Origin of the sequence: Streptococcus parasanguinis (assembly GCF_016648855.1) — a bacterium.
GTDB lineage: Bacteria > Bacillota > Bacilli > Lactobacillales > Streptococcaceae > Streptococcus > Streptococcus parasanguinis_L.
In genome coordinates, this window is record NZ_JACLQU010000016.1 from 15,457 (window position 1) to 35,068 (window position 19,612).

The window sequence follows — 19,612 nt, forward strand, 5'->3', positions numbered from 1 at the left end:
AGGCAAGCGCCTCTTTTTTGGGATAAGACGAGACAAATACGCTAATTTTCTATACAATAGAAAGAGTTTGAATAGAAAGAGCATGAAGGATGGAAGAAATGAAACAGTGGATAGAACGTCATAAGCGGATCCTCCAAAAAGCTGCAAGTGCTTTGCTGGCTTTTATGGTTGGTGTTTGCTTGGTGTTTATAATTCATCCAGTGAAAACCTTGCCCAAAGATCGCTTGTTGAGTTTGTCTCGCATGCACGAAGATAGCCAGCAATTTGTTGCGTCTTCTTCCAAAGAGCCGGCTTTAGAAGACTTGTTATCATTGGAGCTTGTAAGGGAAGAAGGAAAGACACAAAAAAATTGGGTGACTTTATCTGCATTCGTCAAAAAAATTGGAAAAGCAGCGAGTTTTACACAAGAAGATACGAGTTTTGGAGCGCAAGTCCAGCTAGGTTATGGGACTCCTGTGCAGGGGATTTATCCTTATACCATAGAATTTCAAAAGCAGGATGATACCTTTTATTTGAGCTCGATTCAAGGATTTGCACCCAAGTCGGCTCACTATCAGAGCAAAAAGAATTTAAAACTAGCAGATTTTACAGGCTATCAGACGCTAGATGGAAAAAAGGAAAAGGGGACAGCAGTAGAAGATATTTTGAAAAAATCAGGTCTTCCCAATTCTCTTAGTTTGACCTCTGCAAAGGACAAGCAAGTCTTAGCCCTGTCTTATCAGGTGACAGATGGACTGGTCTCTTTGACTTTTGAACGCGACCAGACTGGTCAGTATCGGTTGACGAAGAAGGGGTGAAGCAGATGATCGAGTGGATGAAAAAGAATCGAAAAGAACTCTTGCTGCCGTTTTTGTGTTTTGTTTTAGGAGTGTTACTTGCGATTGCAAGCATCCAGGTGCAAGAGCAAGGAACCGATACCAAGGAGGACCAAACACTGACTCGTTTCCAGCCAAAGGATTATCAGAATTTGGTCAGCAAGGAACAAGAAATCAAGCAGTTTAAATGGACCATCGAAGCTGTGGCGAATTTGAAAGTTCGTCTTAAGCAGAGTCAGCAACCAGGAACCCGCTTGGAAACAGTTGTGACTGAATGGGGAAAAGCCCAAAAAGTTCGCTACACAAAGACAGCTCAAGGGGATAAAACCGTTCTTGTCTTGACTTATGCGGCTAAGCAAACCGATCAGGGCAAGAAAAGTGTAACCTTGTGGTTTGAACAGGAAAAAGACCAGGGGTATCGCTTGACGACAGTGGATGCGACGAATTTGTTGGATGCAAAAGAAAAAGCAAGCAGTGAGAAAGAAATCACTACTGAAAAAGAGAAAAAAGGTACAGAATTCGCCCAGCTTATTAAGCAACTAGGAAATCCTCAACGCTTGGTCTGGGGGGAAATGCCAGATGGCGGTATGGGCTATCGCGCGACTTACCAGGTAGCAGGGCAGCCAGAAGTGGTGATGGAATTCAAGAAAAAAGGCAAGAAATTAGTGTTAGTATAAGAAGGGAGACATCATTGGACGATCAACGGACAGACATCAAGGCAGCTTCCTCTCACCAGGGTGGGAGCCGCTTGATTTCAGAAGCCGATCTGGCTTCATTAGGGATGGACAATCATCAGGATACTAGTAGCCATTCAGATATGATGGAGTCTTCCCCTTCTTCCTCAAAAGAGGGGATTGGTTCGCTTTTGCGATTTTTTGGGTGGTTCGCCTTGTTAGTAGCTTTTGTATTCGTACTTCAAAACACAGGCAACAAGGATCTTTCTTCATCTTCCTCAAGCAATGGAGCTGACAGCTTTTCACGGAATAGTATCAGAAAAGAATATCTAAATAGTGAAAATAGTTCTTATGTCGCATCTGCTAAGGAAGTTCAATTTGAGACAACCTATGAAAAAGCCATGTCTCTCATTCCTGATTTTGCAGTGGATGACAAAAAGACATCTTTTGGAACTGTGGATCCCAAAGATATCGTTGCAGCATTAGGTAAAGCAACCCGAGGAGAGGCATCGTATAGTGACAGCAGTTCAAGTCCTTTTTTGCTGACCTTAGATTACCAATCAGATGATGCATATGGGAAGGTTCTCCTTGAAAAAATGGGTGCCTATTACAGGATTTCTCTTTTAAGTTTGAAACACTTAAAAAGTGATCGTTTTGCAAATAAGAATGGCAGTTTAACGAAGGACGATTTTACTAATATCAAAGTTGGGATGCCTTATTTAGATTTGCTTAATTCGGTGGGGATTCCAGATGAGGTAGATGTGTCCGGATTTTTAGGTTACGGTGAAGCACCGACCTTTACTTATCGATTGGCTGATTCCCAAACGGTTCAAATCCAATTTGATAGCCGGCAAACCATCAAGGATATCACACCTAAAGTGGAAGCGAGCACACCAGCTTCTTCTTCGACACCTACAGCACAGTAAAAACAGTTAGCCCGAATGAATTTGCCATAGAATAATAAGGAGGGAACAATGGGAAAGAAAGACTGGTCCCACCTACGAAATGAACACAAGAGTCGATTTGCGAAACGCCAGCTAGAAGAAGAAACTAGTCTAGTGAAAAGTTCCACTTCAACCAACCAGAGCATTGAAAATAGGGATGAATGGCTGGAAGATACGCTCCTAAAAGAAACAGAAGTGATAGAGTCCTCCGTTTTTCCTGAACCAGTGAAGCAAGTAGAGGAGCCAAAAAACCAACCGGCGCTTGGTACTGAGAAAGCTATAGATGAGCAAAAGGAAGTATTGCTTGAAGACTCGCCTGACAGACCGCTAACATCACAACCACCAACACAAGATGCAATAGAGCAGTTTCCTAAGGGCGAGGAAAGAGTAGAGCACCAGGGTGGGAGTCGCTTGATTTCAGAAGCTGACCTGGCTTCAATAGGGGGAGGCAGGCATTCAGAACCAAGACAAACGGTACTAGACTCCCAATCGGATAGGACGAAAACCTACTCTCCTTCCTCTAAGAGTGAAGGGTCTTCGCTAGCAGCCTTTTTTGGATTATTGGCCATGCTGGGCTTATTTGCCTATCTGGCTTCAGGAGGTATCCATAGTAAGGAAGCTCCTTCTTCTACTACTAGTGAATACGGAAGTCCTGGCCAGTCTTATGGAACCAGAAAGGAAACTTTGAAGAGTGGTACGAGTACCTTGATTGCACCGGAAGGTGAATTTCAGTTTCAAGTGACCTATGAGAAGGCGATTTCCCTGATTCCTGGTTTAAGTGAGGAGGATCAAGGCCGTACCTCTTCAACTTATCTGTCTCCGCAGGATGTGGTAGCTGTACTGGGGAAGGCTAGTGGTGGGGAAGAAACCTACCAAGAAGGTGGTGTCAGTCCTTTTATGACACAATTGGATTATCAGTCGGAAGGATCTCCTTCTTCCGTAACAGTTTTACTTTCAAATATTGTTGGTGACCGTTTATCTTCTCTTGATTTTGAGAACCTAAACAGTGAGCAATTAGCCAATAAAAATGGCAGTTTGAACAGAGAGGATTTTGCCAATATTAAAATAGGAACCAGCTATGCAGAGCTTGTGAATACAGTAGGAATTCCCAGCAGTGTTTCTTGGTCGAGTATGACGAGTTCAGATTCCTTCTTAATCTTTTACTATAAACTTTCTGATTCGCACTCAGTCATTATTCACTTTGGAAGCAATCGCACCATCAGTGAAATGACAGGCCTGGAGGATTCGGCTACAAGCACGTCGCCTTAGGTGTTCATCTCACTAGGATTGTGGTATAATATGGATACCTTTAATTGAAATGAATGGAGAATCTCATGACTGCACAAAAAATGTCTGCTCAAGAAATTATCGCTTTTATTGGAAATGCAGAGAAGAAAACAAATGTGAAAGTAACCTTTGAAGGGGAATTGGCAACAGCTGTTCCTGCTTCTGTTACGAAACTTGGCAATGTGTTGTTCGGTGACTGGAAAGATATCGAGCCCCTTCTTGCCAACTTGACAGAGAACAAGGATTATGTGGTGGAACAAGATGGCCGTAATTCAGCTGTTCCCTTGCTTGATAAGCGCTATCTAAATGCGCGTATCGAACCAGGTGCTATTATCCGCGACCAAGTGACCATCGAAGACAATGCTGTCGTGATGATGGGTGCTGTCATCAATATCGGTGCTGAAATCGGTGCAGGAACCATGATTGATATGGGGGCTATCCTTGGTGGCCGTGCAACAGTTGGTAAAAACAGCCACATCGGTGCAGGTGCCGTTCTTGCGGGTGTCATTGAGCCAGCTTCTGCTGAGCCTGTTCGGATCGGTGACAATGTCTTGGTCGGTGCCAATGCAGTTGTGATTGAAGGGGTTCAAGTTGGAAACGGTTCAGTCGTTGCCGCTGGAGCGATCGTTACTCAAGATGTCCCTGAAAATGTGGTTGTAGCTGGTGTCCCAGCTCGCATCATCAAGGAAATTGACGAAAAAACACAACAAAAAACAGCCTTGGAAGACGCTTTGCGTAATTTATAAGATATGAAGTATAGAGGCCGTAAGGCCTCTATTCTAATAGAAAGAAGACGACGATGACATTGGATTTAATCAAAATCAGACGGGATTTGCACCAAATCCCTGAAATTGGCTTGGAAGAATTTGAAACCCAAGCCTACCTCTTAGAGCGAATCGCAGAGATCACAGCGGGCAAGGACTTTGTTGAGCAACGGACTTGGCGGACCGGGATCCTGGTTTATCTCCATGGGTCTGCTCCTGAAAAAACTATCGGCTGGCGGACAGATATCGATGGCTTACCGATTGTGGAACAAACGGGCCTTGATTTTGCCTCCAAGCACGAAGGACGGATGCATGCTTGTGGTCATGATATGCACATGACGACAGCACTTGGACTTTTGGATCAACTGGTTCAAGTGCAACCAAAAAATAACCTGCTCTTTCTCTTCCAACCAGCTGAAGAAAATGAGGCTGGTGGAATGCTCATGTATAAGGACAATGCTTTTGGCGACTGGCTCCCTGATGAATTTTATGGTCTGCATGTGCGTCCTGATTTGAAGGTGGGGGACATTGCGACCAATACCGGTACCCTTTTTGCGGGGACCTGTGAAGTCAAGATTACCTTTACAGGTAAGGGAGGGCATGCTGCCTTTCCACATGAGGCCAATGATGCTCTTGTAGCAGCCTCTTACTTCATTACCCAAGTCCAATCGGTCGTGAGTCGAAATGTCGATCCGATTGAAGGTGCTGTGGTGACCTTTGGTTCCATGCATGCAGGAACAACTAATAATGTAATTGCTGAAACAGCCTTCCTTCATGGGACCATTCGGACCTTGACCATGGAGATGAACCTTTTGACTCAAAAAAGGGTCAAAGCCATTGCAGAAGGAGTTGCAGCCGCCTTTGATGTGAAATTGGATCTGGAACTCAAGCAAGGGGGCTACCTGCCTGTGGAAAACGAACCAGAATTGGCCAAAGAACTCATGGACTTTTTCACAGCTGAGGAAGACGTGAACCTGATTGATATTCTGCCTGCGATGACAGGAGAAGACTTTGGTTTTCTCTTGAGCAAGGTCCCTGGAGTCATGTTCTGGCTGGGAATTGATACCCCTTATGCTTTGCACCATCCGAAGATGAGCCCAAATGAAGCCGCCCTTCCCTTCGCTGTGGAAAACATTGGTAAATTTTTGAAAATGAAAGCTAACCAATAAAGGAATGATTCAACTCCGTCTGGAGTTGGATTTTTATTTTGTTGTATAAAAACTGTTCGGATCTTTCCTAAAAAATGATACAATTAAAGCTAGACAAAAGGAGTAGGGAATGAAGAAAACACTACGAAAAGAAACCATTGCAGCCATGAAACAGTTGCCAGAATCCGTGAAAACTCAAGCAGATGAAGAGCTGACTCAGCGCCTCTTGGAGCTGCCAGCTTTTCAGGAGGCAAAGACCCTTGCGACCTATCTGTCTTTTGACCATGAAGTTTCCACAGCTAGCTTGATCCAAGCAGCTCTTCAACTTGGAAAACGCGTCTGTGTTCCCCGTACCTATCCACAAGGGCGAATGGAATTTGTGGAATACGATCCTAATATTTTGGAAAAGACACGCTTTGGTTTGCTGGAGCCCAATGAAAAAGGAAAGCTTGTGGAACAGTCAGAGATTGATCTGATCCATGTACCAGGCGTGGTCTTCCAGTCAAAAGGCTACCGAATTGGCTATGGTGGTGGCTATTATGATCGTTATTTAGCAGATTTTACTGGAAAAACGGTTAGTACGATTTATTCCATCCAGCAGAAGGATTTCCAGCCAGATACGTTTGATCAGGCAGTTCAGGAGGTGCTAGTCTATGAAGTTACTCTTTGATCGTCGTTATCCTGTGACCAGCCTCTTGTTGCTCGTCACAACGGCAGTCTTTCTTTCCATGTTTATCCGATTTGGAGGCGACTACCAAACAGGTGCTGCTATTTACTATAGCGGTGGTATTATTGGAGAGGTTGTGAAAGTCGATCCTAGCCAGTTATGGCGAATAGTGACAGCTACATTTGTTCATATCGGCCTAGAACATTTTGTGCTCAATATGATCACCCTCTATTACTTAGGACGTTTGGCAGAAGATCTCTTTGGATCGAAGGCTTTCTTAGCTCTTTATCTCTTATCAGGCATGATGGGTAATGTCTTTGTTGCTATTTTTACGCCAGATGTGATTGCAGCAGGAGCTTCTACAGCCCTCTTTGGACTGTTTGGGACCATTGGTGCGCTGCGCTTTATTGTCCAAAGTCCCTATATTCGCCACTTGAGTCAGTCCTATACCAGCTTGATTGTGGTCAATTTGATCTTTAGCTTCATGCCAGGAATCAGTATGGCGGGGCACATCGGTGGCTTAGTAGCTGGGGTCATGTTGGCTTATGTCTTTCCAGTAAGAGGGGAAGCTCGTTTTATGAACCGAACCTATCAGATGAGTGCAGCCCTCTCTTATCTCTTGCTTTTGCTTTATTTCTTAGGTAAAATCTTGAATCTATTTTAAGAAGAGGCTAGGACAAAAGTCCTAGCCTCTTAATTGTTTTTGGATTGTCGAGCAAGACGCAGTGGTTGAGTGGGCTCTACTACGCTGATTTCATCAGCTTTTACAGCCTTACTCAACTGTGCGGAGGTGGGACGACGAAATCGAATTCTAACGAATTACCGATTTCTGTCCCACTCTCTTTTTTTCCTAAAAAATGTAGCAAAATCGTAAACTAACAGAAAATTGTTTGAAATGCAAAGGATTGTATATATTTATTATAATATATTTGTAGAGGCTAAATGAGCCTTCTATTGCTAGGTCCATAGAGAAGGTAATCATGGGTAAAAAAGTATAAAAATGCAAAATAGAAAGCGCTTGCAAAAGGGTTGAGAAAGGTGTAAACTGGAGATATAAAAACCAAAAATAGTGCTATTTTGTCAAAAGTAGTGCAAAAACAAAGGAGATTTGCCATGAAAAAATGGTTGTTAAAACTCTCATTGGTAGCGATGACACTTTTACTCCTACCAATTCAAGCTGTTCAAGCCTGTTGCGGTTTTATCATTGGTCGCCAATTGACCAAGGATGGGACCACTCTCTTTGGTCGGACAGAAGACTACCCTTACTATCCAAATGGTGGAAAGCACAACAAAAACTTTGTAGTTGTTGATGCGAAGAACTATAAGGAAGGGGATCAACTGGAAGACGAATCTAATGGTTTTACCTATCCACATGCTGCTAGTGAAATGAAATACACAGCGACTTATGACTCTGCTCGTGGAGATGGTAGTAACGGTGCTTTTGGTGAACATGGATTTAACGAAGCCGGCGTTTCTATGACCTCAACTGTTACAGCCATTCCAAACAAAAAAGTCTTGAAGACTGACCCATTGACAGAAAAGGGAATTCCAGAAGCTGCCATGCTTGATGTAATTTTACCTCGTGCAAAATCTGCTCGCGAAGGAATCGAATTACTTGCGAAAGTCATTGAAGAAAAAGGTTCAGCTGAGGGGAATACAGTTGTTATTGCGGACCAGAAAGAAACTTGGTACATGGAAATTCTTTCTGGTCACCAATATGTAGCAGTAAAAGTCCCAGAAGACAAATATGCAGTCTTTGCAAATACCTACTACCTTGGTCATGTGGATTTGAATGACAAGGAAAATGTGATCGCTTCGAAAGATGTCGAAAAAGTAGCCAAAGAATCTGGTAACTACAAGACAGACAAAGATGGTAACTTCCATATCGCTAAATCTTATGGACCAGAAAAATATGCTGAAGGAGACCGTTCACGTACTTACGCAGGAATCACTCTTTTGGATCCAAAATCAAAAGTGACTTATGAAGATGATGAATACGAACTCTTCCGCTCACCAACAGATCCAAACAAGAAATTTACTTTGGAAGATGCCTTTGCTCTCCAACGCAACCGTTTTGAACATTTGAATGGTCGTTTTGTTCCAGACGATCAAATTGGTGTCAAGAAACAAGGGGATAATGGTAGCAATGATGCTGTTCGTAAAGACCAATACAAGTATGCTTTAGGAAACGAAAACGTTATTGATGCCCATGTCTACCAAATCAATCCAAAACTTCCAAAATCATTTGGTGGTACGTTATGGCTTGGTATGGGACCATCTCGGAACACTCCTTATGTTCCATTCTATGGTAATCTAAAAGATACTTACGAAGCTTTCAAACCTCAAACAGCAACTTATGATCCAAATTCATGGTATTGGACAGTATGGCACATTGACAATATGGCGATCAATAACCAAGATGTCTTTGGAAAATCGGTCCAAGATCACTGGAAAGCTCTTGAAAAACAATTTATTGTTGATCAAGAAAAGAAAGATATTGAATATTATGCGTTGAAAGATCAACCGGAAGCTGCAAAAGCTGCCGAAGATAAGGTGACAAAAGATGCACTGGAATTGTCTGATCGTCTTTTCCAACACTTCAAAGATTATGAAAAATTAATGGAAAAACAATTAGAGGCAGCTGGACGTAAATCTGATCCATATCGTGCTTCTCAACCAGATAATTATAAAGATCCTGAAGAACCTAAGAAACCAGATACACCAAAAGTTCCAGAAAAACCACAAATCAATGAAGATGTGAACAAAATTAAAATTCCGGCTCCAGATTATGTAGCAACACCTTCTAATAAAGACATTCCAGCAAATGCAGAAGGAAATCCAAATAATCGCTTTGGCTATGCTGCTAACAAGGATAAACAACCTGCTGTATCTTCGAAAGTAGAAACGCCTGTGAAGCCAGAAGAAAAAGTTCAATCTCCGGTTGAAGCTCCTGTAGTAGGAAACAGTGTAAACAACAATAATCGCTTCGGTTCTAATTTCAATCCAGGCGAAATTGAAACTTTCCCAAATACAAATTATTCTTACAATGTTCATCCTTAAACAATAAGAATAAAAAGTAAATTGGACCAAGTCCAATGAAACAAAAGAGGCCGGATTTTTATCCAGCCTCTTTTTTACGAAAAAAAGATTGACCATTGTAAGGTAGCAAATCCCTTACATTATATGGCCAGTCTTTTTGTATTCTTTGATTTGTGAATGATTAGTCTGCAGTTTTCTCAGATTCTTCTAATTGTTTTCCAAGATCAATGATGTATTGTTTGAGATCATCTTTAACCTGTGGATGCTTCAAAGCATAATCAATCGATGTTTTCATAAAACCAAACTTGTCACCTACATCGTAGCGTTGGCCTTTAAATTCACGGGCAAAGACTCGTTGGGTCTTATTGAGGGTGTCGATTGCATCCGTCAATTGAATTTCATTACCAGCACCTGGTTCTTGATTTGCAAGAATGTCAAAGATCTCTGGAGTCAAAAGATAGCGACCAATGATGGCGAGATCACTCGGTGCATCTTCTGGAGCTGGTTTTTCGACAAAGGTCTCAACGCTATAAAGACCGTTAATACCTTCTCCTTGAGGTGCGATCACACCGTAAGAAGAAACCTCTTCGTGAGGGACTTCCATCACAGCGATGGTTGACGCATGGGTTTCATCGTAGTCGTTCATCAATTGTTTGGTCAATGGCAAGGCATCATCATTAGTGATGTCCATGAGATCATCTCCCAACATAACGACAAAAGGCTCGTTTCCAACAAAAGCTTTCGCCTGAAGAACAGCGTCTCCTAAACCTCGAGGGTGACTTTGGCGGATGAAATGAAGATTGATCGCTGTTGTATCATTGACCAACTTGAGTAAGTCAGTCTTACCTTTTTGTTCGAGGTTGTATTCCAATTCAAAGTTAGAATCGAAATGGTCTTCGATCGAACGTTTGGCCTTCCCTGTTACGACAAGAATTTCCTCAATTCCAGATTTCAGAGCCTCTTCTACGATGAATTGGATCGTAGGTTTGTCAACGATTGGCAACATTTCCTTTGCCAAAGCTTTGGTAGCTGGGAGGAAGCGTGTCCCCAAACCAGCCGCAGGAATGACTGCTTTTCTAACTTTAGTCATATAGTTTCCTTTCTAAAAGGTAGGATTGATGTTAGGGTGGTTGACTTATTTCCACTCGTTTTCTTCTTTAAATTCATTGCTCATCATGTGGTGGATGGCTTCACGGATATCTTTTCCTTCGTAGATGACTTGGTAAATGGCCTGTGTAATCGGCATGTAGACATCCAATTCTTGTGCCAGTTCATGGGCGACTTTGGTCGTAGAGATCCCTTCAATGATCATGCCCATGTTGGCTTCGATATCTTCCAATTTTTCGCCACGTCCGAGAGCATCCCCAGCTCGCCAGTTGCGGGAATGAACAGAAGTACCGGTAACGATCAAGTCACCAACCCCAGACAAACCGCTATAGGTCAAGGGGCTAGCTCCTAGCTTAACACCAAGGCGCGTGATTTCAGCGAGACCGCGCGTGATGATAGCTGCTTTGGCATTGTCACCATAACCAAGACCGTGCAGGGCCCCAGCTCCAACAGCAATGATATTCTTCAAGGCTCCAGCAGTTTCCACTCCGATAACATCTGTATTGGTATACAGGCGGAAGTAGTGATTGCTAAAGAGTTCTTGAACATAACGTGCAACTTCTAAATCTTTTGAGGCAGCTGTAATGAGGGTGATGTCCCGTACGATGGTTTCTTCGGCGTGACTAGGTCCAGAAACGACCACCACCTCGCTGCGAAGAGAAGCAGGAATTTCTTCTTCAAGGATTTGAGAAATTCGATCGTGTGTACCAGGTTCTAGTCCCTTGGAAGCGTGCATGACTGTTACAGGGTGATCCAGTGTTTCAGCGACTTGTTTCGCCACCAAACGAGTCACCTTTGTAGGAACGACAAAGAGGATAGCGTCCACACCGTCCAAAGCTGCTTTCAAATCAGTCGTAGCAGTGATGTCTTCGCTAATAACGATGTCTTTGAAATAGCGTTGATTGGTATGAGCGGTATTGATTTCATCGATTTGTTCTTGGATATTTCCCCAGAGACGGACTTCATGGCCGTTATCATTGAGGACTTGTGAAAGGGCTGTTCCCCATGAACCAGGACCCAATACTGCAACGGTTTGTTTTTCCATTGTATCTTCCATTTCTATGTCTATTTTTTCAACAAGGCTAGGAATCTAGCGCTTGCGCCTTCCAAACGGCTTAATGTGTGCCTTGAAGGACGATTCTATTTTCCTCTCTATTTTAACATAATATAGGTAAAAAAACTTGTATGATCATCAATTGTTTTGTGAGGAAGGTGAGGGTGATAAATAAAATCTATCACGGTTTTAAAAAATACATATTAGACACTATCACTAATGGGTGGTAAGATAAGTAGTAGTTAAAATGAAGGAGGAATGAATATGTGCAGAACAATTGTTGGAGTATCCGCTAATCTCTGTCCGGTTGACCCGGAAGGGAAAAACCTTCATTCCTCCGTGTCTAGTCAATTTGCGGAAGGGATCCGTCAAGCAGGTGGACTTCCAATGGTCATCCCGATGGGAGACCCTTCCTTGGTTAAGGACTATGTTGAAACGATTGACAAGTTGATCCTAAGTGGAGGTCAAAATGTCGATCCTAGTCTCTATGGCGAAGAAAAAACCATCGAAAGCGATGATTACAATATTGAACGCGATCAATTTGAGCTTGCCCTACTGAAGGAAGCGGTTCGCCAAAACAAACCAGTTCTAGGAATCTGCCGTGGGGTTCAGTTGATCAATGTGGCTTTTGGAGGAACACTCAATCAAGAGATCGAGGGACATTGGCAAGGACTTCCGTTTGGGACTTCCCATTCTATCGAGACTAAAAAAGGTAGTGTGGTGGAGCAACTCTTTGGTCAGGCCAGTCGGATCAATTCCGTTCACCGTCAAAGTATCAAGGATCTTGCACCAAATTTCCGTGCGACCGCCTTTGATCCGCGCGATCACACCATCGAAGCGATTGAAGCAGTAGACGGCCATCGGATTATGGGCTTGCAGTGGCATCCAGAATACTTGGTCAATGAAGAAAAAGGAAATTTAGAACTCTTCCGTTATTTATTACAGGAATTATAAGAAAAAGAGAGGTTGGACTTGAGCCGATCTCTTTTTTGTGTCTTAGAAAGGACGCAAAAATACTGGAAATAAGATCAGAAAACAGGACGGTCATCAATAAAAAAACAGGTCCATCTAGCAATGCTAGATGAAAACCTGTTTTAGAATTATTCGTCGCGTTTTTTGGCAACGAGCATGCTTCCAGCTCCTGCAAGCGCAAGTCCTGCTGCAACAAGTCCAGCACTTACTGTTTCACCTGTAGAAGGAAGGGTATGTTTCTTATCTTCTTTTGGTTGACTTCCAGAAGGTTTATCTCCTTTTGGTTTGTCTGTTGACGGTGTAGTAGGCGGAGTTGGTGGTGTAGTAGGCGGAGTTGGTGGAGTTGGTGGTGTAGTAGGCGGAGTTGGTGGAGTTGGTGGTGTAGTAGGCGGAGTTGGTGGTGTGTTTGGTGGTGTTAGATAGTTTATAACTGTCCCCTTGTCTACTACAAGGTTAGGTGCAGCTTTTAATTCGCTAGCAGATACAGTAATAACATCCGTTAATAATTGGTAGCCAGCTGGCGCTGTCAACTCCTTAATAACATAATCTCTTGCTTCCAATCCAGTGAAGGAAACAAGACCATTGGTATCGGATGTAGCAGTCGCTTGGCCTTCGCCATATGGGTTGGCAACTGGTGTCACACCATCTGCCTCATAGAGACCAAATACAGCACCTGCAAGGTCTTGACCTACTAGATTCACTTTATGCAATTGGATGTTGTAAAGTTTTAACTCGGGTTTGTCAACAGTTGGAGGAGTTGGAGGGATATAAGTAAATGGTTTGTTAACGACATTTCCTTTATCCACTACACTATTTGAAACAACCAAATCACTAGCTAAGATTTTGATGACTTCATCTGATAACTGGTAGCCATCTGGAGCTGTAAGTTCTTTCACCACATAATCTTTTGCTTCTAATCCTGTAAAGGTTACAAGACCATTCGCATCAGAAGTTGCAGTCGCTTGACCTGCACCATAAGGGTTCGATACAGGAGTCGTACCATCTGCCTCAAAGAGACCGAATACGGCACCAACAAGAGCTTTCCCTTCTTGGTTCACTTTATGCAATTGGATGCTGTAGAGTTTCAATTCAGGTTTATCAACAGTCGGAGGAGTTGGTGGAATTGAAGTGAACGGTTTGTTGACCACTGTTCCTTTGTCTACGACGAGGTTAGTCGCAGCATTCAACTCGCTAGCAGAAACTTTAATCACATCTGATGATAGTTGATAACCTTCTGGAGCAGTCAATTCTTTCACCACATAATCTTTTGCTTCAAATCCTGTAAAAGTTACAAGACCATTTGAATCAGAAGTTGCGGTCGCTTGACCTGCACCATAAGGATTTGCTACAGGAGTCGTACCATCGGCTTCAAAGAGACCAAATACAGCACCTGCAAGAGCATTTCCATCTGCGTTAGCTTTGTGCAATTGAATGTTGTAGAGTTTCAATTCAGGTTTGTCAACCGTCGGAGGAGTTGGTGGAATTGAAGTTGTTACCAATTTGTTAGTGAATGATTTCTTATCACCATATGCCACAGAAGCTTTGAGTGTATTGCTTGCATCATCTTTTGTGACAGTTACAGTCACATCAATATTTCCTTCATCGTAGGTCATTCCTTTTGCTTTGCTTTCAGGAATGACTTCTTTGATCGTGTAGTGGAAAGTTTTTCCTGCATCCTCTGATGAATAAGAAAGTTCATCAAAGGCTACCGCACCATCTGCGGCATTTTGTTTTGTTTGAAGGACTTTACCAGCTTCATCCAACAATTGGAAATTGAATTCACCATTCTTCAATTCAGCACCTTCTAAAATCTTGCTCGCTGAAATTTTAGCTTTTGCTGGTTGAGGAGCCGTATAAGTATTTGAGAAGGTTTTATTATCTGGATAAGCCACATCTGCTTTCAGGTTGTCGCCATCTTTTTTCACCTTAACAGTTACTTGTTTATCAGTCTTGTCATAGGTAATACCTGGGGTATTTCCAGCTACTTCCTTAACAGTGTAAGTGAGTTCACCTTCTTCGGTGTACTCAATTGGTGCAAATGTTACTTTTCCGTTTTTGTTTGTAACAGTTTGAAGCTTGTTAGCACCCTCGTACAATTCAAAGCTAAATTCACCATCTGTTAGATCACGTCCTGTAAGAGTTTTATCTAATTCGATGGTAGCTTGAGTTGCTTTAGGTTTTGCTTTTGGATTGACGATTGTCTTCGTCACTGATTTATCAGTTCCACTAAAGTCTTCAGCATTAACTGGGGTATCAGCAGTAGTAATGGTATAACCCTCAGGTGCTTGTAACTCAGTTAAGATGTATTTATCTTTTAAAAGACCATTGACTGTAATGTTACCTTTATCATCTGTTACATATTCCCCGATTACTTGGTTGTTGGCCTGACGTACCACTTTGAATTTAGCTCCAGCAAGTGGTTGGTTAGCATCATCTACTTTGTGAATATGAATGGTAAAGACATAACCAACACCAGAACCACCAGCAATTTGAACGGCAGCTTTATTTACTGCTTCTTTAGTCTTAATGTTCTTACCTTTTAAAGTAGCCTGGTTATTTAAGACTTCCCCATCGGCTGGTGAGTAATTTAAGTGGACATCATACGTAATACGGTATTGATCCGTCTCACTGATATCTCCAAGATTCACAACAAATGATTGACCATTTTCACCAACAGTTACAGGATGTTCATTGGTTACATCCTTAGTATTATTAAATTGCCATCCACCATCGACATAAGACATCTCACCTTTTGTCACACGAAAACTATCTTTAACATAAGAAGCATTGGTAAATTGCAATGTGTCTTCTACTGTAACCTCTTTAATATTTTGCTTTAGTTGGTTCACAGAAATGGTATAGGAAATAGTCTTAGGGTCATCTTTGTGAACCCAACTTGTTTTCTTTAAAAGGTTTGGATCACCATCACCAACCCCTTTAAAGGTAACTTTACCTGCAATAATTGTTTTGTTGTTAACCGTCACTTCAACCGGAATTTCTCCTTGTTGAGGGTGCTTTTTGAAGTCGATACGGGCATAGAAGAAGAACGATCCATTTGTATCGGAATGTTTTTCAACATAGTCTGTATACGTTAATGTTAATTTTTTATTTTCAGCATCAACAGTAGCATGAGCGATAATTTCATTTGTGTTAATATCGCGAATTTCAAAACTATCGGATGTGATAATTAATGCATCTGGTACGGTAACTGTAGTTTGGTCACCTGCTTTAACATTTTTACCTTCTAAATCATATGTTGCATTAATACGGAACGTTGCCCATTGTCCTAATTCCCAATCAAGGTTGCCGCCTTCATTATTGGAAACTTGTATGTTTGAAATTGTATCGACCCATTTTCCGCTTACTGTCACTCCAGGAGTTTCTGCTGAAGTGCGATTCAGACCTAAAGCGAAAAGCATGGCCACTAAACAAAGGACAAATGAGAAAATTTTGATATTCCTATTCTTCATCTTATCTTCCCTTTTCATAAAAAAATTAGTGCCTAATCATCAATACCTGATTACTTTTAACGATATGGATCTTTCAAATCCTATCTGTTGGTAATTAGAATCGAGTGCTGAGACACGACCTCCATTAAATAATTTTATAGGGTAAAATATTTTACTTTTAAAATTATTCCCTACACAGGGAATTATAGCAAAAATAATAATTGGCTTCAAGCTAAAATCGGTGAAATTAGGTGTTTTTAAGCTGTTTCATTAATTTTCACTTTCTTTTAGAAAACAACCATGAAATCATCATATAATTTACAAATAATGAAGGTGAAAAAGGAGGTTTTTACTCAAAAAATACGAATAGTAGAATTGAAGAGACGCTAGGGCAAAGTGATGGTATAATAGAAGAGATGGAAACTATTTAGAATGAAAGAGGAATTATGATGACAAAAATTCGTGGATTTGAACTTGTATCAAGCTATACCAATCAGGACTTACTGCCAAAGCGGGAGACAGCACACGCAGCTGGTTACGACTTAAAGGTGGCCGAGCGCACGGTCATTGCACCAGGAGAAATCGTCCTCGTCCCAACTGGGGTCAAGGCCTATATGCAAGCGGGTGAGGTACTTTATCTTTACGATCGCTCGTCCAACCCTCGCAAAAAAGGCCTAGTCTTGATCAACTCTGTGGGGGTTATCGATGGAGACTACTACGGCAATCCAGGAAATGAAGGCCATATCTTTGCTCAGATGAAAAATATTACGGACCAAGAAGTCGTTCTTGAAGTTGGCGAACGCGTGGTTCAGGCTGTCTTTGCTCCTTTCTTAATTGCAGATGGAGATGAGGCAGACGGCGTGCGGACTGGTGGATTTGGAAGTACGGGGAAATAAAGGAATAAAATGGCAGACTATTTATTAGTTGTAGACATGCAGTCAGATTACGTTGCTGTAGGAAAAGCATATCATGAAAAACTGACTGCAGCTGTAAATGACAAAATTGCTACCTATCCTAGCGACCGAGTTATCTATATTCTCAACCGTTTTTTCTGGGAGAGAAAAGATAGAAAGAAGAAATTTGCGACCGACTTGCTGGTTGTATCTTCTCGTATTTTTGAAAAGCGTCGGGCTTCTTGCTTTACTAATCCAGATTTAAAAGATTTTTTAGAGGGAAACGGTGCTAAAAGCATAGAGTTTATAGGGGTAGATGGCAATGGCTGTGTCAAGGCTTCCGTTTTGGCAGCTGTCAAGGAGAATTATCAGGTTTCTGTCGATTTGTCTGCTGTCGGAGTTGCCAACCAGAAGAGATTTCAAAATACATTGTATAAGTGGCGCTCTACAGGAGTTGCAGTAGAAGGAGAATTATCATAGCTAAGAAAAAAACGACATTTGTGTGTCAAAATTGTGCCTATAATTCACCCAAATACCTAGGGCGCTGTCCAAACTGTGGAGCCTGGTCTTCTTTTGTCGAGGAGGTCGAGGTCGCAGAGGTCAAGAATGCACGGGTATCCTTGACGGGTGAAAAGACCAAACCCATGAAATTGGCGGACGTGACTTCTATCAATGTCAATCGAACTAAGACTGAGATGGAGGAGTTTAACCGAGTGCTCGGTGGCGGTGTGGTGCCAGGGAGTCTCGTTCTCATCGGTGGGGATCCTGGAATTGGGAAATCGACCCTTCTCCTCCAAGTGTCGACCCAGTTGTCTCAAGTGGGAACGGTTCTCTATGTCAGTGGAGAGGAGTCGGCCCAGCAGATTAAACTCCGTGCAGAGCGTTTGGGGGATATTGACAGTGAGTTTTATCTCTATGCTGAGACCAATATGCAGAGTGTTCGAGCAGAAGTGGAGCGCATCCAGCCAAACTTTCTCATCATCGACTCCATTCAGACTATCATGTCTCCTGAAATTTCAGGGGTGCAGGGATCAGTCTCTCAGGTGCGTGAGGTGACGGCTGAGCTCATGCAGCTGGCCAAAACCAATAACATCGCCATCTTTATCGTGGGGCATGTGACCAAGGAAGGAACCTTAGCAGGTCCTCGGATGCTGGAGCACATGGTGGATACGGTGCTCTATTTTGAGGGGGAACGCCACCACACCTTCCGAATCCTGAGAGCAGTCAAAAACCGCTTTGGCTCCACCAATGAGATCGGAATCTTTGAGATGCAATCAGGTGGCTTGGTCGAGGTCCTTAATCCGAGTCAGGTCTTTTTGGAAGAACGCTTGGATGGTGCAACTGGCTCCTCTATCGTGGTTACCATGGAGGGGACACGTCCGATTCTAGCTGAAGTGCAGGCCTTGGTGACGCCAACCATGTTTGGTAACGCCAAGCGGACGACAACGGGGCTTGATTTCAATCGGGCCAGTCTCATCATGGCAGTGCTAGAAAAACGAGCGGGTTTGCTCCTTCAAAATCAGGATGCCTACCTCAAGTCTGCAGGTGGTGTCAAGTTGGATGAGCCAGCTATCGACCTAGCCGTAGCCGTAGCCATTGCTTCCAGCTACAAGGACAAGCCAACCAACCCGCAAGAGTGTTTCGTTGGAGAGTTGGGCTTGACCGGAGAAGTCCGCAGAGTCAATCGGATCGAACAACGGATCAATGAAGCTGCTAAGCTCGGTTTCACCAAGATTTATGTGCCTAAAAATTCTCTGACGGGGATCACGACACCATCAGGTATCCAAGTGGTCGGTGTGAGTACACTAGCTGAAGTCTTGAAGAAAGTATTTTAATAGAAGAAAAGAGGCTGGGACAAAAGTCCTAGCCTCTCAATTGTTTTTGGATTATCGAGCAAGACGCAGTGGTTGAGTGGGCTCTACTACGCTGATTTCATCAGCTTTTACAGCCCTGCTCAACTGTGCGGAGGTGGGAAGACGAACTCTTTTTAATTAGTTGGAGTTCTTTCCCACTCCCTTTTTTCAGATGTGACAGATGACGGGAGATCCTCTCTGACAGAAATAGTGAGATGTGGTAAAATAATAGATGATTTGAATTTCAAAGGAACAAAGGAGAGACCATGTCTTATTTTGATAATTTTTTAACAGCCAACCAAGCTTATGTGGCGTTGCATGGAGACCTCCGTCTTCCGATTAAGCCCAAAACACAAGTCGCCATCGTGACCTGTATGGATTCCCGACTTCACGTGGCACCAGCACTGGGCCTGGCTCTTGGAGATGCCCATATTTTGCGGAATGCTGGAGGGCGCGTGACAGATGACATGATCCGCTCCTTGGTTATTTCCCAGCAACAGATGGGAACCCGCGAAATTGTCGTCTTGCACCATACAGACTGTGGCGCACAAACCTTTGAAAACGAAGCTTTCCGGCAGCATCTAAAGAAAGAACTAGGAGTAGATGTGGGAGAGCGCGATTTCCTCCCCTTTCAAGACATTGAAGAGAGTGTCCGCGAGGATATGGAGATTTTGAAAGCTTCCCCTTTGATTCCAGAGGATGTGGTGATTTCAGGAGCTGTGTATGATGTGGATACTGGTTTGATTTCAGAAGTGAAATAAACATAGAGAAGAGTATAGGAAGACAGAATAATCACTGTTTTCCCGTATTCTTTTTTTAGTGTAAAAAAAGTGAACCGGATAGGAAAAAATGTGACAATTTGGCACAAAATATTAAAAAATATGTGGTGTAATATGACATTTTAACAAGAATGTTACATTTTTATTTCGACAGATTGACTCTTGAT

Annotated in this window: 17 protein-coding genes; 14 read left to right on the plus strand and 3 right to left on the minus strand. The window is 42.6% G+C overall.

The window, feature by feature from the left end:
• Window positions 1–89: 89 nt before the first annotated feature.
• The 9 genes from H7T92_RS09275 (at window position 90) to H7T92_RS09315 (ending at window position 9,359) form a co-directional block, all read left to right on the plus strand.
• Window positions 90–797, plus strand: coding sequence for a hypothetical protein (locus H7T92_RS09275; RefSeq protein WP_049475031.1), 708 nt, complete (start codon window positions 90–92; stop codon window positions 795–797).
• A 5-nt stretch (window positions 798–802) separates the two neighbouring features.
• Entirely contained in the window at window positions 803–1,492 is a 690-nt protein-coding gene (locus H7T92_RS09280) for a hypothetical protein (protein WP_201037623.1), read from the plus strand.
• A 14-nt stretch (window positions 1,493–1,506) separates the two neighbouring features.
• A complete protein-coding gene (locus H7T92_RS09285) occupies window positions 1,507–2,415 on the plus strand; it encodes a hypothetical protein (protein ID WP_024054924.1) in 909 nt (302 codons plus the stop codon).
• Window positions 2,416–2,463: 48 nt separating this feature from the next.
• On the plus strand, window positions 2,464–3,702 hold the full coding sequence (locus H7T92_RS09290; RefSeq protein ID WP_201037624.1) for a hypothetical protein: 1,239 nt from the start codon (window positions 2,464–2,466) through the stop codon (window positions 3,700–3,702).
• A 65-nt stretch (window positions 3,703–3,767) separates the two neighbouring features.
• Complete coding sequence (dapD, locus tag H7T92_RS09295; RefSeq protein WP_003016885.1) at window positions 3,768–4,466, plus strand: 2,3,4,5-tetrahydropyridine-2,6-dicarboxylate N-acetyltransferase; 699 nt, start codon at window positions 3,768–3,770, stop codon at window positions 4,464–4,466.
• 53 nt (window positions 4,467–4,519) lie between these two features.
• Complete coding sequence (locus H7T92_RS09300) at window positions 4,520–5,653, plus strand: N-acetyldiaminopimelate deacetylase (protein ID WP_070590253.1); 1,134 nt, start codon at window positions 4,520–4,522, stop codon at window positions 5,651–5,653.
• A 109-nt stretch (window positions 5,654–5,762) separates the two neighbouring features.
• On the plus strand, window positions 5,763–6,302 hold the full coding sequence (locus H7T92_RS09305) for a 5-formyltetrahydrofolate cyclo-ligase (RefSeq protein WP_049486373.1): 540 nt from the start codon (window positions 5,763–5,765) through the stop codon (window positions 6,300–6,302).
• On the plus strand, window positions 6,286–6,963 hold the full coding sequence (locus H7T92_RS09310; protein WP_049486372.1) for a rhomboid family intramembrane serine protease: 678 nt from the start codon (window positions 6,286–6,288) through the stop codon (window positions 6,961–6,963). Before H7T92_RS09305 ends, H7T92_RS09310 begins: the two co-directional genes overlap by 17 nt.
• A 449-nt stretch (window positions 6,964–7,412) precedes the next feature.
• Window positions 7,413–9,359, plus strand: a complete 1,947-nt coding sequence (locus tag H7T92_RS09315) for a C69 family dipeptidase (RefSeq protein WP_049486371.1) — start codon at window positions 7,413–7,415, stop codon at window positions 9,357–9,359.
• A 160-nt stretch (window positions 9,360–9,519) separates the two neighbouring features.
• On the opposite strand, the gene galU is transcribed toward H7T92_RS09315, so the two are convergent.
• Window positions 9,520–10,428: a UTP--glucose-1-phosphate uridylyltransferase GalU gene (galU, locus tag H7T92_RS09320; RefSeq protein WP_070674471.1), complete on the minus strand. Its 909-nt coding sequence runs from the start codon at window positions 10,426–10,428 to the stop codon at window positions 9,520–9,522.
• 45 nt (window positions 10,429–10,473) lie between these two features.
• Window positions 10,474–11,490: an NAD(P)H-dependent glycerol-3-phosphate dehydrogenase gene (locus H7T92_RS09325; RefSeq protein ID WP_201037625.1), complete on the minus strand. Its 1,017-nt coding sequence runs from the start codon at window positions 11,488–11,490 to the stop codon at window positions 10,474–10,476.
• Between the two features lie 273 nt (window positions 11,491–11,763).
• Between H7T92_RS09325 and H7T92_RS09330 the strand changes: the two genes are divergently transcribed.
• Entirely contained in the window at window positions 11,764–12,453 is a 690-nt protein-coding gene (locus H7T92_RS09330) for a gamma-glutamyl-gamma-aminobutyrate hydrolase family protein (RefSeq protein WP_003002057.1), read from the plus strand.
• A 146-nt stretch (window positions 12,454–12,599) separates the two neighbouring features.
• Here H7T92_RS09330 and H7T92_RS10540 read toward each other — a convergent pair whose 3' ends face one another.
• Complete coding sequence (locus H7T92_RS10540; RefSeq protein ID WP_201037626.1) at window positions 12,600–15,941, minus strand: SpaA isopeptide-forming pilin-related protein; 3,342 nt, start codon at window positions 15,939–15,941, stop codon at window positions 12,600–12,602.
• A 428-nt stretch (window positions 15,942–16,369) separates the two neighbouring features.
• On the opposite strand from H7T92_RS10540, the gene H7T92_RS09340 reads away from it, so the two are divergent.
• From H7T92_RS09340 to H7T92_RS09355, 4 genes are all read left to right on the plus strand, one after another.
• Window positions 16,370–16,816 (plus strand): dUTP diphosphatase, encoded by a 447-nt coding sequence (locus tag H7T92_RS09340; protein ID WP_023919767.1) that lies wholly within the window; start codon window positions 16,370–16,372, stop codon window positions 16,814–16,816.
• Window positions 16,817–16,825: 9 nt separating this feature from the next.
• On the plus strand, window positions 16,826–17,293 hold the full coding sequence (locus tag H7T92_RS09345) for an isochorismatase family protein (RefSeq protein ID WP_201037627.1): 468 nt from the start codon (window positions 16,826–16,828) through the stop codon (window positions 17,291–17,293).
• A 20-nt stretch (window positions 17,294–17,313) separates the two neighbouring features.
• Window positions 17,314–18,648, plus strand: a complete 1,335-nt coding sequence (gene radA, locus H7T92_RS09350) for a DNA repair protein RadA (RefSeq protein ID WP_311625836.1) — start codon at window positions 17,314–17,316, stop codon at window positions 18,646–18,648.
• A 284-nt stretch (window positions 18,649–18,932) separates the two neighbouring features.
• Window positions 18,933–19,427 carry a beta-class carbonic anhydrase gene (locus tag H7T92_RS09355; RefSeq protein WP_070664844.1) on the plus strand — a complete coding sequence of 165 codons (495 nt, stop codon included), beginning with the start codon at window positions 18,933–18,935 and terminating at the stop codon, window positions 19,425–19,427.
• Window positions 19,428–19,612: the final 185 nt, after the last annotated feature.

What these genes read in the sequence shown, in the direction of transcription:
- H7T92_RS09275 (WP_049475031.1), top strand. Translation starts at nt 90, where the DNA reads ATGGAAGAAATGAAACAGTGGATAGAACGTCATAAGCGGATCCTCCAA.
- H7T92_RS09280 (WP_201037623.1), top strand. Translation starts at nt 803, where the DNA reads ATGATCGAGTGGATGAAAAAGAATCGAAAAGAACTCTTGCTGCCGTTT.
- H7T92_RS09290 (WP_201037624.1), top strand. Translation starts at nt 2,464, where the DNA reads ATGGGAAAGAAAGACTGGTCCCACCTACGAAATGAACACAAGAGTCGA.
- dapD (WP_003016885.1), top strand. Translation starts at nt 3,768, where the DNA reads ATGACTGCACAAAAAATGTCTGCTCAAGAAATTATCGCTTTTATTGGA.
- H7T92_RS09300 (WP_070590253.1), top strand. Translation starts at nt 4,520, where the DNA reads ATGACATTGGATTTAATCAAAATCAGACGGGATTTGCACCAAATCCCT.
- H7T92_RS09305 (WP_049486373.1), top strand. Translation starts at nt 5,763, where the DNA reads ATGAAGAAAACACTACGAAAAGAAACCATTGCAGCCATGAAACAGTTG.
- H7T92_RS09310 (WP_049486372.1), top strand. Translation starts at nt 6,286, where the DNA reads ATGAAGTTACTCTTTGATCGTCGTTATCCTGTGACCAGCCTCTTGTTG.
- H7T92_RS09315 (WP_049486371.1), top strand. Translation starts at nt 7,413, where the DNA reads ATGAAAAAATGGTTGTTAAAACTCTCATTGGTAGCGATGACACTTTTA.
- galU (WP_070674471.1), bottom strand. Translation starts at nt 10,428, where the DNA reads ATGACTAAAGTTAGAAAAGCAGTCATTCCTGCGGCTGGTTTGGGGACA.
- H7T92_RS09325 (WP_201037625.1), bottom strand. Translation starts at nt 11,490, where the DNA reads ATGGAAAAACAAACCGTTGCAGTATTGGGTCCTGGTTCATGGGGAACA.
- H7T92_RS09330 (WP_003002057.1), top strand. Translation starts at nt 11,764, where the DNA reads ATGTGCAGAACAATTGTTGGAGTATCCGCTAATCTCTGTCCGGTTGAC.
- H7T92_RS10540 (WP_201037626.1), bottom strand. Translation starts at nt 15,941, where the DNA reads ATGAAGAATAGGAATATCAAAATTTTCTCATTTGTCCTTTGTTTAGTG.
- H7T92_RS09340 (WP_023919767.1), top strand. Translation starts at nt 16,370, where the DNA reads ATGACAAAAATTCGTGGATTTGAACTTGTATCAAGCTATACCAATCAG.
- H7T92_RS09345 (WP_201037627.1), top strand. Translation starts at nt 16,826, where the DNA reads ATGGCAGACTATTTATTAGTTGTAGACATGCAGTCAGATTACGTTGCT.
- H7T92_RS09355 (WP_070664844.1), top strand. Translation starts at nt 18,933, where the DNA reads ATGTCTTATTTTGATAATTTTTTAACAGCCAACCAAGCTTATGTGGCG.